Source organism: Enterobacter sp. 61D5 (assembly GCF_034107965.1).
GTDB classification, from domain to species: Bacteria; Pseudomonadota; Gammaproteobacteria; order Enterobacterales; family Enterobacteriaceae; genus Enterobacter; species Enterobacter cloacae_M.
The window spans coordinates 77,857-94,915 of sequence record NZ_JAWNFK010000024.1 but is presented as its reverse complement, the minus strand read 5'-3'; the positions used below and the strand labels follow the sequence as shown (position 1 = coordinate 94,915).

Genomic DNA, 17,059 nt, shown 5'->3' with positions numbered 1-17,059 from the left:
CGCGCCGCAAAGACTACAGCGTATCCGCGGGCGGGATGCCGAAATCAGGCATCCCGTTTTCATTCCAGCGGACGAGCTTCAGGCGGGTATGACGATTCGGATCGTACAGCGGGTCGCCCTCAATTTCGGTGTAATTACGCGCGTGATACACCAGCACATCTTCCCCTTCCTGCGTTTGCGTAAAGCTGTTGTGGCCTGGGCCGAACTGGCGGTTCTCATAGCTGGTAACGAACACCGGACGCGGGGATTTGTGCCAGTTTGCCGGGTTTTGCGGATCGGCATTCAGGTCTATCCACAGTAACCCCATGCAGTAGTTCTCGTCGGTAGCGCTGGCGGAAAAGCTGATAAACAGCTTATTGCCGTGAACCAGTACCGCCGGGCCTTCGTTGACCCAAAAACCGCGACGCTCCCAGTCATACTCCGGCTTGCTGAGCATCACCGGCTCGCCTTTCAGCGTCCACGGGTTCTCCATTTCACAGAGATAAAGATTGGAGTTGCCGGTGATGTCCGGCGCTTTTTGCGCCCACAGATACCAGCGTTTCTCCTGATGAACAAAGGTGGTGGCGTCCAGAGCGAAGGTCTCGAAAGGCGTTTTGATTTGCCCTTTCTCCACCCACGTGCCGGCGAGCGGATCGCCGTCGGCACATTCAATGGCGAACATACGGTGCTGGAACATTCCGAGCGCGTCGAGCGCCTGGGTGTGCGTCGCAGCAAAATAGATGTACCACTTCCCGTCAATGTGATGCAGTTCCGGCGCCCAGATCAGCTGGCTCATCGGGCCGGTGTCGGGCTTGCGCCAGACCACCACTTCTTCGGCATTACGTAAGCCTTCCAGAGACTCTGCGCGGCGGATCGCCAGCCTGTCGTACTCCGGCACGGAGGCGATAAAATAGTACTGCCCCTCGTGGCGTAAAATGTACGGATCGGCGCGTTGTTCAATAAACGGGTTTGGCCAGGTTTGCATTCGGCTTTCCTTATTTTGTCTCAGCGACTTTGAGTTCCTGATAATCGTTCAGCTCGCGGTAGTTATTGCGACGCTTTTCCAGATCGGACTGGATCTGCTTCATGGTTTCGCGGTCCACTTTCAGCAGACGCACCACGCCCGCGGTAATTAAGTATCCAATGCCGGGAATGACGGTAAAGAGCAGCACGATCCCATTAATGGCGTTCGCGCTCTGCGCTTTTGCGCCCGCGTCATAACCGTACCAGGAGAGCAGGAAGCCGACCATCGCCCCGGCAATCGCCAGCCCCAGCTTCAGGAAGAAGATGTTGCCGGAGAAGCTAATCCCCGTGATGCGCTTACCGGTCTTCCACTCGCCGTAGTCGTCCACGTCGGCCATCAGCGACCAGTGCAGCGGAGACGGGATCTGGTGCAGGATGTTCAGCAGGAAGTAGAGCACTACGATGGTGACGGTGGCTTTCGGGTCGAAGAAATAGAAGGCGGTTGAGAAAATCGCCAGCACGATATTGGTCCAGAAGAAGACCTTCAGCTTACACCAGCGGTCGGTCAGCACTTTAGCCAGCACGCTGCCGAGCATCATGCCGACCACGCCCAGGCTGATAAACAGCGTGGCGAAGTGGGTGCTCTGGCCCATCACCCAGGTGACGTAATACATGGTGGCCGCCATGCGGATAAAGCCCGGGCAGACGTTGCACAGGGTCAGGAGCAGAATGCGTACCCACTGGTCGTTCTTCCACACGTCTTTGAGATCGTTTTTCAGCTCGTCGTTGGTCTGTACCGCCGGACGCACGCGCTCGCGCACGGTGGCGAAGCAGAACAGGAACATGCAGGTGCCAATCAGCGCCAGGACGGTCATCGCCATCTGGTAGCCTTTGGCTTTGTTATCCCCGCCAAACCAGTCGGCCATCGGCAGCAGCGTTAATGAGAGCAGCAGCGTGGCGATGCCCACCAGCACGAAGCGATACGACTGGCAGGCCACGCGCTCTTTTGGATCGTTGGTGATCACCCCGCCCAGCGAGCAGTAGGGAATGTTAATGGCCGTATAGGTCAAAGAGAGCAGGAAGTAGGTGACAAACGCATAGATAACTTTGCTGTTATAGCTCCACTCCGGCGTGGTGAACATCAGAATGCTGAACAGCGCGTAGGGGAAGGCGATCCACAGCAGCCATGGACGAAACCGGCCATATTTACTGCGGGTACGGTCAGCAATCGCGCCCATGATCGGGTCCGTTACGGCGTCAATCACGCGCACGGAAAGCAGCAGCACGCCGACCAGCGCAGGGGCGAGGCCAAAAATATCCGTATAAAAATAGTTAACAAACAGCATGATGGCACCGAAGATGATGTTGCATCCCGCGTCGCCCATCCCATAGCCGATCTTTTCTTTTACTGACAGTGTGTTGTTATCCATCGACAGCTCTCCGGTTTAGGGTATGGAGAGAATTATTTGCTGGCAAATCAATATATGCGTTGCAGTATCAGGGCGGTGATATGGATAAATGCGCTGTGGGCGTGAAAGTGTGAGGGAGGTAACAACGCGCGGCACCCGCAAAAGCAGGCACCGCGGAGAGAGGCTTAGTGTGCTTTCATAGCATTACGGCTTTTCTGGCTGAAGAGATAGCCTACGCCAAGGATCGCAATCCAGACCGGGATCAGGTAGACGGAAATCGCCATACCCGGGGTGATCATCATGATCACCAGCACGGCCGCCATGAACACCAGGCACACCCAGTTGCCCAGCGGATAGAGCAGGGCAGGGAAGCGCGTGGTGACGCCCTGCTGCTGTTTTGCGCGGCGGAACTTCATGTGCGCCAGGCTGATCATCGCCCAGTTGATAACCAGGGCAGAGACCACAAGTGCCATCAGCAGGCCAAACGCCGATTCCGGTGCCATATAGTTAATGAGCACGCACAGCGCGGTCACAACCGCCGAAACCAGAATTGTGTTTACCGGCACGCCGCGTTTATCGACGTTGAGCAGCGCTTTTGGCGCGTTGCCCTGCTGAGCCAGGCCGAACAGCATGCGGCTGTTGCAGTACACGCAGCTGTTGTAAACGGAGAGCGCTGCGGTCAGCACCACGATGTTCAGGGCGTTAGCGACAAAGGTGTCGCCCAGCTCGTGGAAGATCAGCACAAACGGGCTGGTGTCGGCGGTCACGCGCGTCCACGGCAGCAGAGAGAGCAGCACGGCCAGCGAGCCCACATAGAAGATCAGAATGCGGTAGATAACCTGATTGGTGGCTTTTGGAATGCTCTGCTCCGGGTTGTCGGCTTCAGCGGCGGTGATGCCTACCAGCTCCAGACCGCCGAAGGAGAACATGATGATGGCCATCATCATCACCAGGCCGGTCATGCCGTGAGGCAGGAATCCGCCCTGTTCCCAGAGGTTGCGCACGGTTGCCTGCGGGCCGCCGTTGCCGCTGAACAGCAGCCAGCCGCCGAAGATAATCATCGCCACTACGGCAATGACCTTGATGATGGCAAACCAGAACTCCATTTCACCGAACACTTTTACGTTGGTCAGGTTAATGGCGTTAATAATGACGAAGAAAGCCGCTGCGGAGGCCCAGGTTGGGATCTCGGGATACCAGAACTGAATGTATTTCCCGACGGCGGTAAGCTCGGCCATGGCAACCAGAACGTACAGCACCCAGTAGTTCCAGCCCGAGGCGAAACCGGCAAAGCTGCCCCAGTATTTATAGGCAAAGTGGCTGAAGGAGCCTGCGACCGGCTCTTCAACGACCATTTCACCCAGCTGGCGCATAATCAGAAAGGCAATAAAGCCGGCAATCGCGTAACCCAAAATAATGCCGGGACCGGCTGACTGGATAACGGATGCGCTGCCCAGAAACAGGCCGGTACCAATCGCACCGCCCAGTGCGATGAGCTGTATATGGCGGTTTTTAAGCCCGCGCTTTAGCTGATCGCCGTGCTGTTGAGCTTCCATTTGAAACCTCGTGTGTGGTTGTTATGTTCACGCTGTGCGTGTGTAATTATGAAAATCCATATTCTGTATTTATTTCTTTACGGTTAACGAGACCGAAAAAAGCGGACATGACTTCCGTAAGCGCAAGAATAGTGGTAAGCGCCTGCGAATGCACCTGCTTTATGAAGGGGTGATGACGACTTGAATAAAAAGAAAGCATTTGTAAATCGGCCCGCTTATTCTTCCTAACCCAACCTATAGAATAGAAATGCTCCATAAGTGGGCGAATTTTCGTTATTTGCCTTGTTGAATCGCTTCAGATTGCAAAAACCCTCGTTTCATTATGGTTAAAACTGCCTCTTTAGGAGTAATCAACTCATTTGTGCAAAGTTACATTTCTGAAACGTTATTTCTGTAAGGTTGTTAAAATGTGCAGGGTTTACTGATTTCAATCAAAACCAATATGGACAGAAGGTGAATACTTTGTTACTTTAGCGATACGAAATAGAAATTGGTAAGACCAATTGACTCCGGGCAAAAAGGCGTAAGACAGGGAATATGGCCTACAGCAAAATTCGCCAACCAAAACTATCTGATGTGATTGAGCAGCAGCTGGAGTTTTTAATCCTCGAAGGGACTCTGCGCCCGGGTGAGAAACTTCCGCCAGAACGCGAGCTGGCAAAACAGTTCGACGTTTCACGTCCCTCTCTGCGTGAGGCGATTCAACGTCTCGAAGCAAAGGGTTTGCTGCTTCGTCGCCAGGGCGGCGGAACCTTTGTGCAAAACAGCCTGTGGCAGAGCTTCAGCGATCCGCTGGTAGAACTTCTCTCTGACCACCCAGAATCCCAGTTTGACCTGCTTGAGACCCGTCACGCGCTTGAAGGTATTGCGGCCTATTACGCCGCCCTTCGCAGCACTGATGAAGATCGCGTGCGTATCCGCGAACTGCATCAGGCCATTGAACGGGCACAGCAGTCCGGCGATTTAGACGCCGAGTCCAGCGCCGTCGTCCAGTATCAAATTGCCGTCACCGAAGCGGCCCACAACGTGGTGCTCCTCCATCTGCTACGCTGCATGGAGCCCATGCTGGCCCAGAACGTTCGTCAGAATTTTGAATTGTTGTATGCCCGTCGGGACATGCTCCCACTGGTAAGCAACCATCGCACCCGAGTATTCGAGGCGATAATGGCCGGGGAACCGGAGCAGGCGCGCGAAGCGTCGCACCGGCATCTGGCTTTCATTGAGGAAATCTTGCTGGACCGCAGCCGTGAACAATCGCGTCGCGAACGTTCATTACGCCGCATACAGCAACGAAAGGATTAAGCGCCAGGTACTTTTAGAGCGCGGCAACTAAACGCAGAACCTGTCTTATTGTGTTTTCTGGCGAAAATACAATGGGACAGGTTCCAGACAAATCAACGTATTAGATAGATAAGGAATACCCCCATGTCAGAACGTCTCCAAAATGACGTGGATCCGATCGAAACTCGCGACTGGCTACAGGCGATCGAATCGGTCATCCGTGAAGAAGGTGTTGAGCGCGCTCAGTATCTGATTGATCAGCTGCTTTCTGAAGCCCGCAAAGGCGGTGTGAAGGTTGCTTCAGGTGCAGGGGCTAGCAACTACGTAAACACGATTGCCGTCGAAGACGAACCGGAATACCCGGGCAATCTGGATCTGGAACGTCGTATCCGTTCTGCAATCCGCTGGAACGCCATCATGACCGTTCTGCGCGCATCCAAGAAAGACCTGGAACTGGGTGGCCACATGGCGTCCTTCCAGTCTTCTGCGACCGTTTACGAAGTGTGCTTCAACCACTTCTTCCGTGCAGCGAACGAGAAAGACGGCGGCGATCTGGTGTACTTCCAGGGCCACATCTCTCCGGGCATCTATGCACGTGCATTCCTGGAAGGTCGTCTGACTGAAGAGCAGATGAACAACTTCCGTCAGGAAGTTCACGGTAAAGGTCTGTCTTCTTACCCGCACCCTAAACTGATGCCTGAATTCTGGCAGTTCCCGACCGTATCTATGGGTCTGGGCCCAATCGGTGCGATCTATCAGGCTAAATTCCTGAAATACCTGGAACACCGTGGTCTGAAAGACACCTCTGAGCAGACCGTTTACGCCTTCCTGGGCGACGGCGAAATGGATGAGCCAGAATCCAAAGGTGCGATCACCATCGCTACTCGTGAGAAGCTGGACAACCTGTGCTTCATCATCAACTGTAACCTGCAGCGTCTGGATGGTCCGGTAACCGGTAACGGCAAGATCATCAACGAACTGGAAGGCATCTTCGCTGGTGCTGGCTGGAACGTGATCAAAGTCATGTGGGGCGGTCGTTGGGATGAGCTGCTGCGTAAAGACACCAGCGGTAAACTGATCCAGCTGATGAACGAAACCGTTGACGGTGACTACCAGACCTTCAAGTCCAAAGACGGTGCCTACGTTCGTGAGCACTTCTTCGGCAAATATCCTGAAACCGCAGCGCTGGTTGCAGACTGGACTGATGAGCAGATCTGGGCTCTGAACCGCGGTGGTCACGATCCGAAGAAAGTCTACGCTGCACTGAAAAAAGCGCGTGAAACCAAAGGTAAAGCGACTGTAATCCTGGCCCATACCATCAAAGGTTACGGCATGGGTGATACCGCAGAAGGTAAAAACATCGCTCACCAGGTTAAGAAAATGAACATGGACGGCGTGCGTTATATCCGCGACCGTTTCAACGTTCCAGTGACCGATGAGCAGGTAGAAAACCTGTCTTACATCACCTTCCCGGAAGGTTCTGAAGAGCACAAGTACCTGCACGAACGTCGTCAGGCGCTGAAAGGCTACCTGCCAGCTCGTCAGCCTAACTTCACCGAGAAGCTGGAACTGCCAGCGCTGGAAGACTTCTCTCAGCTGCTGGAAGAGCAGAACAAAGAGATCTCTACCACTATCGCTTTCGTTCGTGCCCTGAACGTGATGCTGAAGAACAAGTCGATCAAAGATCGTCTGGTTCCAATCATCGCCGACGAAGCGCGTACTTTCGGTATGGAAGGTCTGTTCCGTCAGATCGGTATCTACAGCCCGAACGGCCAGCAGTACACTCCGCAGGACCGTGAGCAGGTTGCATACTACAAAGAAGACGAAAAAGGTCAGATCCTGCAGGAAGGTATCAACGAGCTTGGCGCAGGCGCATCCTGGCTGGCTGCTGCGACCTCTTACAGCACTAACAACCTGCCGATGATCCCGTTCTACATCTACTACTCCATGTTCGGGTTCCAGCGTATCGGTGACCTGTGCTGGCAGGCAGGCGACCAGCAGGCTCGCGGCTTCCTGGTAGGCGGTACCTCCGGTCGTACGACCCTGAACGGTGAAGGTCTGCAGCACGAAGATGGCCACAGCCACATTCAGTCTCTGACTATCCCTAACTGTATCTCTTACGACCCGTCTTACGCATACGAAGTGGCAGTCATCATGCATGACGGTCTGCAGCGCATGTACGGTGAAGCGCAAGAGAACATTTACTACTACATCACCACCCTGAACGAAAACTACCACATGCCGGCAATGCCAGCAGGTGCCGAGGAAGGTATCCGTAAAGGTATCTACAAACTCGAAACCATCGAAGGTAGCAAAGGTAAAGTTCAGCTGCTGGGCTCCGGCTCTATCCTGCGTCACGTACGTGAAGCAGCGCAGATCCTGGCGAAAGACTACGGCGTGGGTTCCGACGTGTACTCTGTGACCTCCTTCACTGAACTGGCGCGTGATGGTCAGGATTGTGAGCGCTGGAACATGCTGCACCCACTGGAAACTCCACGCGTTCCGTACATCGCTCAGGTGATGAACGACGCGCCAGCGGTGGCGTCTACTGACTATATGAAACTGTTCGCAGAGCAGGTTCGTACTTACGTTCCAGCTGATGATTATCGCGTACTGGGTACTGACGGCTTCGGTCGTTCTGACAGCCGCGAAAACCTGCGTCACCACTTCGAAGTTGATGCTTCTTACGTGGTTGTAGCTGCACTGGGCGAACTGGCTAAACGTGGCGAAATCGATAAGAAAGTGGTTGCGGACGCAATCACCAAATTCAACATCGATGCAGAAAAAGTTAACCCGCGTCTGGCGTAAGAGGTAAAAGAATAATGGCTATCGAAATCAATGTACCGGACATCGGGGCTGATGAAGTTGAAATCACCGAGATCCTGGTCAAAGTAGGCGACAAAGTTGAAGCTGAACAGTCGCTGATCACCGTAGAAGGCGACAAAGCCTCTATGGAAGTCCCGTCTCCTCAGGCTGGCATCGTTAAAGAGATCAAAGTCTCTGTTGGCGATAAAACCGAGACCGGCAAACTGATCATGATTTTCGATTCCGCCGACGGTGCAGCAGCTGCTGCACCTGCGCAGGAAGAGAAGAAAGAAGCCGCTCCGGCCGCCGCTGCTCCAGCAGCTGCCGCAGCAGCTAAAGAAGTGAACGTGCCTGACATCGGCGGTGACGAAGTTGAAGTCACTGAAATCCTGGTGAAAGTGGGCGACACCGTTGCGGCTGAGCAGTCACTGATCACCGTAGAAGGCGACAAAGCCTCTATGGAAGTGCCGGCTCCGTTCGCGGGTACCGTTAAAGAGATCAAGATCAACACCGGCGACAAAGTGTCTACCGGGTCGCTTATCATGATCTTCGAAGTGGCGGGTGCTGCGGCGCCTGCGCAGGCCGCTGCTCCGGCTCCGGCTGCTGCGCCAGCAGCTGCTGGCGGTGCGAAAGACGTTAACGTACCGGACATCGGCGGTGACGAAGTTGAAGTGACCGAAGTGATGGTGAAAGTGGGCGACAAAGTTGCCGCTGAACAGTCACTGATCACCGTCGAAGGCGACAAAGCTTCTATGGAAGTGCCGGCGCCGTTCGCGGGTACCGTTAAAGAGATTAAGATCAGCACCGGCGACAAAGTGTCTACCGGCTCTCTGATCATGGTCTTCGAAGTGGAAGGCGCTGCGCCTGCCGCAGCTCCGGCTGCCGCGGCTGCTCCAGCACCAGCTGCTGCACCGGCTCAGGCTGCTAAACCAGCCGCTGCCCCTGCTGCTAAAGCAGAAAAATCTGAGTTCGCTGAAAACGACGCTTACGTCCACGCTACCCCGCTGATTCGTCGCCTGGCGCGCGAGTTCGGTGTGAACCTGGCGAAAGTGAAAGGAACCGGCCGTAAGGGTCGTATCCTGCGCGAAGACGTTCAGACCTACGTGAAAGACGCGGTGAAACGCGCCGAAGCTGCACCTGCTGCAGCCGCTGGCGGCGGTATCCCGGGCATGCTGCCATGGCCGAAAGTGGACTTCAGCAAGTTCGGCGAAATCGAAGAAGTGGAGCTGGGCCGCATCCAGAAAATCTCTGGTGCTAACCTGAGCCGTAACTGGGTGATGATCCCGCACGTTACGCACTTCGACAAAACCGATATCACCGATCTGGAAGCGTTCCGTAAACAGCAGAACGCTGAAGCTGAGAAGCGCAAACTGGACGTGAAATTCACCCCAGTAGTCTTCATCATGAAAGCCGTTGCCGCTGCCCTTGAGCAGATGCCACGCTTCAACAGCTCCCTGTCCGAAGACGGCCAGAAGCTGACGCTGAAGAAATACATCAACATCGGTGTTGCGGTTGATACGCCAAATGGTCTGGTTGTTCCGGTCTTCAAAGACGTGAACAAGAAGAGCATCACTGAGTTGTCCCGTGAACTGACCGTGATCTCCAAGAAAGCGCGTGATGGTAAGCTGACTGCCGGCGAAATGCAGGGCGGCTGCTTCACTATCTCCAGCATCGGCGGCCTGGGTACCACCCACTTCGCACCGATCGTTAACGCGCCGGAAGTGGCTATCCTCGGTGTGTCCAAGTCCGCGATGGAGCCGGTGTGGAACGGCAAAGAGTTCGTGCCGCGTCTGATGATGCCAATCTCTCTGTCCTTCGACCACCGCGTGATCGACGGTGCTGATGGTGCGCGCTTCATCACCATCATCAACAACATGCTGAGCGACATTCGCCGCCTGGTGATGTAATCGAAAAGCCGGCCAGTCGGCCGGCTTTTTACTGGTAATCTCATGGGGTTTGTGAGGTTATTGGCGAAAGCGACAATTCGTGAGCCGTTTGTTGTTTCAAAATTGTTAACAATTTTGTAAACTGCGGGCGGATAGAACGACCCGGTGGACGACGGGTATAAATTAAGAGGTCATGATGAGCACAGAAATCAAAACTCAGGTCGTAGTACTTGGGGCAGGCCCGGCAGGTTACTCCGCAGCATTCCGTGCAGCGGATTTAGGTCTGGAAACCGTCATCGTAGAACGTTACAGCACCCTCGGCGGTGTTTGTCTGAACGTCGGCTGTATCCCTTCTAAAGCGCTGCTGCACGTGGCGAAAGTTATCGAAGAAGCCAAAGCGCTGGCTGAACACGGTATCGTCTTCGGCGAGCCGAAAACCGATATCGACAAAATTCGTACCTGGAAAGAGAAAGTTATCACTCAGCTGACCGGCGGTCTGGCGGGTATGGCCAAAGGCCGTAAAGTGAAAGTGGTAAACGGTCTGGGTAAATTCACCGGTGCGAACACCCTGGAAGTGGAAGGCGAAAACGGCAAAACCGTGATCAACTTCGACAACGCGATCATCGCGGCAGGCTCTCGCCCAATCGAACTGCCATTCATTCCGCATGAAGATCCACGCGTGTGGGATTCCACCGATGCGCTGGAGCTGAAAACCGTTCCTAAGCGTCTGCTGGTCATGGGCGGCGGTATCATCGGTCTGGAAATGGGTACCGTGTACCATGCGCTGGGTTCAGAGATCGACGTGGTTGAAATGTTCGACCAGGTTATCCCGGCTGCCGACAAAGACATCGTTAAAGTCTTCACCAAACGCATCAGCAAGAAATTCAACCTGATGCTGGAAACCAAAGTGACTGCCGTTGAAGCGAAAGAAGACGGTATTTACGTTTCCATGGAAGGCAAAAAAGCCCCATCCGAACCGCAGCGTTACGACGCCGTGCTGGTGGCTATCGGCCGTGTGCCGAACGGTAAAAACCTCGACGCGGGCAAAGCTGGCGTGGAAGTTGACGACCGTGGCTTTATCCGCGTTGACAAGCAGCTGCGCACTAACGTGCCGCACATCTTTGCTATCGGCGATATCGTCGGTCAGCCAATGCTGGCGCACAAAGGTGTTCACGAAGGTCACGTTGCCGCTGAAGTTATCGCTGGCATGAAGCACTACTTCGATCCGAAAGTTATTCCATCTATCGCATACACCGAGCCAGAAGTTGCATGGGTCGGTCTGACTGAGAAAGAAGCGAAAGAGAAAGGCATCAGCTACGAAACCGCCACCTTCCCGTGGGCTGCTTCTGGCCGTGCTATCGCTTCCGACTGCGCTGACGGTATGACCAAACTGATCTTCGACAAAGAGACTCACCGCGTCATCGGTGGTGCGATTGTCGGTACCAACGGCGGCGAGCTGCTGGGTGAAATCGGTCTGGCTATCGAAATGGGCTGTGACGCTGAAGACATCGCGCTGACCATCCACGCTCACCCAACTCTGCACGAGTCCGTGGGCCTGGCGGCAGAAGTGTTTGAAGGCAGCATCACCGACCTGCCAAACGCGAAAGCGAAGAAGAAATAAGTTTCTTCAGATGAAAAAAAGCGGCCAATGGCCGCTTTTTTTATGCGCTGCGTTTAGGGTGCCACAGGCTGCCAGTTTTTATCAGGGCTATAGGCGGCTAGCGCCCGGGCTTTCTGCTCTGAATCGCTGCCGAGATCGGACTGGTACACCTTGTCGTCCTGGTTTATCACAAAGCTCATTACGCCCGTCTGACCATAGCTGACCGGCCAGGCAACCATCGCGAAACCGTGATTATCCGGCAGAATTCGAAAGCGATAGCCGTGATAGCCGGTACCCGGCTCTTTCGGGCTAAATGCCGGACCGAGCGGGCTGGGCGCTTCGCCGGGCGAGGCTGGCCAGTACAAACCGTCTTTTTTGCCTTTCGAGCTGACAATCTTCTGCGCGTATTTCTGGTTCATCGCAAAATAGCTTTGCTGCGCATCAACATAGGCATGCAAGGCTTCAATGGCGGCGAGCTCGTTACGCCCGATTTCACGGGTCAGGATCTCTTCAGCCCCTTCTTTGATGTCGAACTGCCAGCCTGCAGAGGTTTTGATCACCGGGATGGGAAGCTGCCAGCCGTTGTCTCCGACGACCAGATGCGCCTTATCTCCTTCGACAACCGTGGTATGACGGACGTTCCAGTCGCGCAGGAAGCGATCGACAGCATCCGGATCAACGCCCTCAGGGGGCAGAAAATCGCGCCAGTTCTCTCCAAGCAGGTCGGTCATCGCGCTCTCGTTTTGCTCACTGATGGCTTTGGTCAGCGCATCGGTTGCCTGAGCGGGTGTGCTAAAAGACTGCTGCGCCATCACCGAGGCCGAAAGCATAAATAACACCATTCCGCTGAGTAGTTTACGTTTCATGTCGGTTCCCTTAGCGATGTCGAATTTCACGGCGTTCAGCACGTCCACCAGACGCCTGACGTGGCTGCTGCTGGCGCGCAGCGAGCTGTCTGCTTTGCGCACCGCGCTGCTGCTGCGCCTGCCAGTTCGCCGAGCGGCTGTCGTTACCGCTCAGCGCATTGGCCCGGGGCTGTCTGCTTCGCTGCTGGAGAGAGCGTTGCTGCGCGGGCTGCGAAGCCCGCTTCTCTTGTCTCTGGGCGGTGGTCTGGCGGTTTTCTCGCTGCTGCGCGGTGCTGCGCTTCGCCGTCTGCGGTTTGGTGTCGTAGCCGCGGTAGTTATTGCGCTGCGAAATCTGCTTCAGCTGTTCGCCTGAGGCCTGACGCTGCACGTCTTTCGTTCCGGTGCGCGCCGTTTGGGGGAAGGTTTTGCCCGTGGATTTCTCCATCTGGCTCAGCGCGGCCTGACGCTGGCTATCGCGGTTAACCGGTTTTTGCTGCGTTGAGCTGAGCCCTGTGGCCGCGTTGGTGGCGTGGAAGCGAGTGTTGAGCTGGTTAGTCGGGTAGGGCACGCCTTCCCGATAAGCCGGGTTGTGCTGCCAGGTGCGGTTGGCGTCCTTCAGACGCTGTCCGCTGATTTTATTGAAGTTCTCAACGTTAATATTGATGTTGTTATCACCGTTGCGGTTATAGCCGCCGTGATTATCCCAGTCGCCATGGTGATGATCCCAGTCATCGTCATCATCCCAGTCAATGTTGCTGAAGATGGCATAGGTTGTGGCGACGCCCAGACTGAAGCCTAAACCGTTGACGAAGCTGTTGCCAAACTGCTCTCCGGGTGTGGGCGGGAGATAGGTGGGTGGATAGGCGGCGTTGGGCCAGGTCCCGTAAACCGTATTAGGGTTATAGGTGGGGACGTAAACAACCTGCGGGTCGGCAGATTCAATTTTGATTACCGTTGGGGCGGGCGCGGACGTCGTGGTTGTCGTTGCCTCAGCGGTGCTGGTTTGCGCTGGCGCCGGTTTTGTCACGGTGGTGACCGTCTGCTGGGGCGTGGATTGTAAAGCGCCGGCCTTCTGCGCCAGCGCGCGCAGGCGCTGAACGGAATCCATCACGTCCTTCGGCTGCGCGAGAAACGCATCACCCAGATTTTGTACCCACGGCGGGTTTTCGCCCATCAGGGACATAAGCTGAGGAAACGCGACCAGCGATTTTACGCTGGGATCCCAGGGCTGGCTGGCAACGGCCTGAATCGCGGCGTCCCCTTCCATTTTAGGGTTGTCTTTGGACCACTGCGCCGCCTGGATCACGTTGGCGGGATAGGTCGACGCCATTAAAATTTGCGACAGCAGGGCATCCGGGTAGAGCGCGATGGGAGCAACCCATTGATCGATTTGCGCGGCAGTGTAGGCTGGCGAGACACCAGGGGCGGGCTGGGCTGCGGCAGGCGCAGGTGCAGCCGGTTGTTGTGCGACGGGAGTCGGCGCAGCGGGCTCCGTGGCGCGGCCTTTGACAAACATGACGCCCGAGGCGGCAAACAGCCCGGCACTGCACAAAAGGACGAGCAGATGTGGCTTAAAGGGCAACTTCATAAAATGACTCCAACGAGACAAGCGCTGTGCCGTGAGGCGTTACGGTTGGCGTGAGTATTATTCACCCGTCTTTTACTGTTTTGACTTTTATTGGGAAGCGTCCGGTACGTCCGGATAAAGAGTGTGAGTATTTATTACACAATTATATCTGATGAAGAAAAAACTGAAGCGTCACGGTGCAGAAGATACCGTAAAAAGATGCCCTGAATCCCCGCTACACCATGCTTAACGATTCAGCAAATTTTTTAATGTTGCTTTTTTGTAAACGGATTAACACTGTGCAGAAATCCTGCTATGCTGCCCGACGCGGTATCGGGCATTTACCCTACAAACTGCTGTCTCACAGGAGCGTGAAGAGAACGCCCGCCGCATATGACAATGAGAGCGAGGAGAACCGTCGTGCTAGAAGAATACCGTAAGCACGTAGCAGAACGTGCCGCCGAGGGAATTGTACCCAAACCTTTAGATGCAACCCAAATGGCCGCGCTCGTCGAGCTGCTGAAGAACCCGCCTAAGGGCGAAGAAGAATTCCTGTTAGATCTGCTGATCAACCGCGTACCGCCTGGCGTAGATGAAGCTGCCTACGTAAAAGCCGGATTCCTTGCTGCTATCGCCAAAGGCGAAGCCACCTCCCCACTGGTTACTCCTGAAAAAGCCATTGAACTGCTCGGCACCATGCAGGGTGGTTACAACATTCACCCGCTGATTGACGCGCTGGATAACAACAAGCTGGCACCGATTGCCGCTAAAGCGCTCTCTTCTACGCTGCTGATGTTCGATAACTTCTACGATGTGGAAGAAAAAGCCAAAGCAGGCAACGTCTATGCGAAGCAGGTGATGCAGTCCTGGGCTGATGCCGAATGGTTCCTGAACCGCCCAGCGCTGGCTGAAAAAATCACCGTTACCGTCTTTAAAGTGACCGGTGAAACCAACACCGATGACCTCTCTCCGGCACCGGACGCGTGGTCTCGCCCGGATATCCCTCTGCACGCCCTGGCGATGCTGAAAAACGCCCGTGAAGGCATTGAGCCGGATCAGCCGGGCAGCGTCGGCCCGATCAAACAGATCGAAGCCCTGCAGAAAAAAGGCTTCCCGCTGGCCTACGTGGGTGACGTTGTGGGGACCGGTTCTTCCCGTAAGTCCGCAACCAACTCCGTGCTGTGGTTCATGGGTGACGACATTCCGCACGTGCCAAACAAGCGCGGCGGCGGCCTGTGCCTCGGCGGCAAAATTGCGCCAATCTTCTTCAACACCATGGAAGATGCGGGCGCACTGCCGATCGAAGTGGACGTTTCTAACCTGAACATGGGCGACGTGATTGACGTTTACCCGTACAAAGGCGAAGTGCGCAACCACGAGACCAACGAGCTGCTGGCAAGCTTCGAACTGAAAACCGACGTGCTGATCGACGAAGTGCGCGCCGGTGGCCGTATCCCGCTGATCATCGGCCGTGGCCTGACCACCAAAGCGCGCGAAGCGCTGGGTCTGCCGCACTCAGACGTTTTCCGTCAGGCGAAAGACGTGGCGGAAAGCAACCGCGGTTATTCTCTGGCACAGAAAATGGTGGGCCGCGCGTGCGGCGTAGCCGGTATTCGTCCTGGCGCGTACTGCGAGCCTAAGATGACCTCCGTGGGCTCTCAGGACACCACTGGCCCAATGACCCGTGACGAACTGAAAGACCTGGCGTGCCTGGGCTTCTCTTCTGACCTGGTGATGCAGTCCTTCTGCCACACGGCGGCCTATCCGAAGCCGGTTGACGTGACCACGCACCACACGCTGCCAGACTTCATCATGAACCGCGGCGGCGTTTCCCTGCGTCCGGGTGACGGCGTCATCCACTCCTGGCTGAACCGCATGCTGCTGCCGGATACCGTCGGTACCGGCGGTGACTCCCATACCCGTTTCCCAATCGGTATCTCCTTCCCGGCGGGCTCCGGTCTGGTGGCGTTTGCTGCTGCGACTGGCGTGATGCCGCTGGATATGCCGGAATCGGTGCTGGTGCGCTTCAAAGGTAAAATGCAGCCGGGTATCACCCTGCGCGACCTGGTTCACGCGATCCCGCTGTATGCGATTAAACAGGGCCTGCTGACCGTTGAGAAGAAAGGGAAGAAAAACATCTTCTCTGGTCGCATTCTGGAAATTGAAGGTCTGCCTGATCTGAAAGTGGAGCAGGCGTTCGAGCTGACCGATGCCTCCGCCGAGCGTTCTGCGGCGGGCTGTACCATCAAGCTGAACAAAGAGCCGATTATTGAGTATCTGAACTCTAACATCGTGCTGCTGAAGTGGATGATTGCAGAAGGCTACGGCGACCGTCGTACGCTGGAGCGTCGTATCCAGGGCATGGAAAAATGGCTGGCCGATCCGCAGCTGCTGGAAGCCGATGCTGACGCAGAGTACGCGGCGGTGATCGACATCGATCTGGCGGATATCAAAGAGCCAATCCTGTGTGCACCGAACGATCCTGACGACGCGCGTCCGCTGTCTGAGGTTCAGGGCGAGAAGATCGACGAAGTGTTCATCGGATCCTGTATGACCAACATCGGTCACTTCCGTGCTGCCGGTAAGCTGCTGGATACCCACAAAGGCCAGCTGCCAACCCGTCTGTGGGTGGCGCCGCCAACCCGTATGGACGCGGCTCAGCTGACCGAAGAGGGCTACTACAGTGTGTTTGGTAAGAGCGGTGCGCGTATCGAAATCCCTGGCTGTTCCCTGTGTATGGGCAACCAGGCGCGCGTAGCTGACGGTGCGACGGTGGTTTCCACCTCTACCCGTAACTTCCCGAACCGTTTAGGTACCGGTGCGAACGTCTTCCTGGCCTCTGCGGAGCTGGCGGCGGTTGCGGCGCTGATTGGCAAACTGCCAACGCCGGAAGAGTACCAGACCTTTGTGGCTCAGGTGGATAAGACCGCGGTGGATACCTATCGCTATCTGAACTTCGACCAGCTTTCTCAGTACACCGAGAAGGCCGACGGGGTTATCTTCCAGACGGCGGTATAAACAGCAAAACCGTCTCTACGAGACGGTTTTTAGTCTTTGCACCCTCTCCCACGGGAGAGGGACGGGGTGAGGGCATCAGGCCGCAGGGTCTTGCTCTCACCTTTTTATTTTCATTCCTCCCACCTCTCCCGCTTTTTTTCTTCCTCGCTG

General features: G+C 55.6%; 10 protein-coding genes. 5 read left to right on the top strand and 5 right to left on the bottom strand.

All coding sequences use genetic code 11. The features are described 5' to 3' along the window. Positions 1-13: 13 nt before the first annotated feature. From UTM25_RS20000 to aroP, 3 genes are all read right to left on the bottom strand, one after another. Positions 14-964 carry a family 43 glycosylhydrolase gene (locus UTM25_RS20000; protein ID WP_194400733.1) on the bottom strand — a complete coding sequence of 317 codons (951 nt, stop codon included), beginning with the start codon at positions 962-964 and terminating at the stop codon, positions 14-16. A 10-nt stretch (positions 965-974) separates the two neighbouring features. Beyond that, a complete protein-coding gene (locus UTM25_RS19995) occupies positions 975-2,372 on the bottom strand; it encodes a glycoside-pentoside-hexuronide (GPH):cation symporter (RefSeq protein WP_047742805.1) in 1,398 nt (465 codons plus the stop codon). Between the two features lie 164 nt (positions 2,373-2,536). After that, positions 2,537-3,907: an aromatic amino acid transporter AroP gene (gene aroP, locus UTM25_RS19990; RefSeq protein ID WP_194400731.1), complete on the bottom strand. Its 1,371-nt coding sequence runs from the start codon at positions 3,905-3,907 to the stop codon at positions 2,537-2,539. Between the two features lie 537 nt (positions 3,908-4,444). On the opposite strand from aroP, the gene pdhR reads away from it, so the two are divergent. The 4 genes from pdhR to lpdA all read left to right on the top strand — a co-directional run bounded on the left by pdhR (position 4,445) and on the right by lpdA (position 11,500). Next, the gene (pdhR, locus tag UTM25_RS19985) at positions 4,445-5,209 is read left to right on the top strand and encodes a pyruvate dehydrogenase complex transcriptional repressor PdhR (RefSeq protein ID WP_008501960.1); all 765 of its coding nucleotides are present in this window, start codon (positions 4,445-4,447) and stop codon (positions 5,207-5,209) included. Between the two features lie 123 nt (positions 5,210-5,332). Then, on the top strand, positions 5,333-7,996 hold the full coding sequence (aceE, locus tag UTM25_RS19980) for a pyruvate dehydrogenase (acetyl-transferring), homodimeric type (protein ID WP_023310418.1): 2,664 nt from the start codon (positions 5,333-5,335) through the stop codon (positions 7,994-7,996). A 14-nt stretch (positions 7,997-8,010) separates the two neighbouring features. Further along, positions 8,011-9,900: a pyruvate dehydrogenase complex dihydrolipoyllysine-residue acetyltransferase gene (aceF, locus tag UTM25_RS19975; RefSeq protein ID WP_194400729.1), complete on the top strand. Its 1,890-nt coding sequence runs from the start codon at positions 8,011-8,013 to the stop codon at positions 9,898-9,900. A gap of 175 nt (positions 9,901-10,075) precedes the next feature. Continuing rightward, complete coding sequence (gene lpdA / locus UTM25_RS19970) at positions 10,076-11,500, top strand: dihydrolipoyl dehydrogenase (protein ID WP_003856313.1); 1,425 nt, start codon at positions 10,076-10,078, stop codon at positions 11,498-11,500. A gap of 53 nt (positions 11,501-11,553) precedes the next feature. Here lpdA and UTM25_RS19965 read toward each other — a convergent pair whose 3' ends face one another. Together UTM25_RS19965 and UTM25_RS19960 are read right to left on the bottom strand one after the other, a co-directional pair. Next, complete coding sequence (locus UTM25_RS19965; RefSeq protein WP_194400938.1) at positions 11,554-12,345, bottom strand: DUF2950 family protein; 792 nt, start codon at positions 12,343-12,345, stop codon at positions 11,554-11,556. Positions 12,346-12,355: 10 nt separating this feature from the next. Further along, entirely contained in the window at positions 12,356-13,912 is a 1,557-nt protein-coding gene (locus UTM25_RS19960) for a DUF3300 domain-containing protein (protein WP_194400727.1), read from the bottom strand. A gap of 399 nt (positions 13,913-14,311) precedes the next feature. Between UTM25_RS19960 and acnB the strand changes: the two genes are divergently transcribed. Continuing rightward, positions 14,312-16,909, top strand: coding sequence for a bifunctional aconitate hydratase 2/2-methylisocitrate dehydratase (acnB, locus tag UTM25_RS19955; protein ID WP_109845556.1), 2,598 nt, complete (start codon positions 14,312-14,314; stop codon positions 16,907-16,909). Positions 16,910-17,059: the final 150 nt, after the last annotated feature.

Bases quoted from the DNA above. Each gene is read 5' to 3' on its own strand.
- UTM25_RS20000 (WP_194400733.1), bottom strand. From the start codon at position 964: ATGCAAACCTGGCCAAACCCGTTTATTGAACAACGCGCCGATCCGTAC.
- UTM25_RS19995 (WP_047742805.1), bottom strand. From the start codon at position 2,372: ATGGATAACAACACACTGTCAGTAAAAGAAAAGATCGGCTATGGGATG.
- aroP (WP_194400731.1), bottom strand. From the start codon at position 3,907: ATGGAAGCTCAACAGCACGGCGATCAGCTAAAGCGCGGGCTTAAAAAC.
- pdhR (WP_008501960.1), top strand. From the start codon at position 4,445: ATGGCCTACAGCAAAATTCGCCAACCAAAACTATCTGATGTGATTGAG.
- aceE (WP_023310418.1), top strand. From the start codon at position 5,333: ATGTCAGAACGTCTCCAAAATGACGTGGATCCGATCGAAACTCGCGAC.
- aceF (WP_194400729.1), top strand. From the start codon at position 8,011: ATGGCTATCGAAATCAATGTACCGGACATCGGGGCTGATGAAGTTGAA.
- lpdA (WP_003856313.1), top strand. From the start codon at position 10,076: ATGAGCACAGAAATCAAAACTCAGGTCGTAGTACTTGGGGCAGGCCCG.
- UTM25_RS19965 (WP_194400938.1), bottom strand. From the start codon at position 12,345: ATGAAACGTAAACTACTCAGCGGAATGGTGTTATTTATGCTTTCGGCC.
- UTM25_RS19960 (WP_194400727.1), bottom strand. From the start codon at position 13,912: ATGAAGTTGCCCTTTAAGCCACATCTGCTCGTCCTTTTGTGCAGTGCC.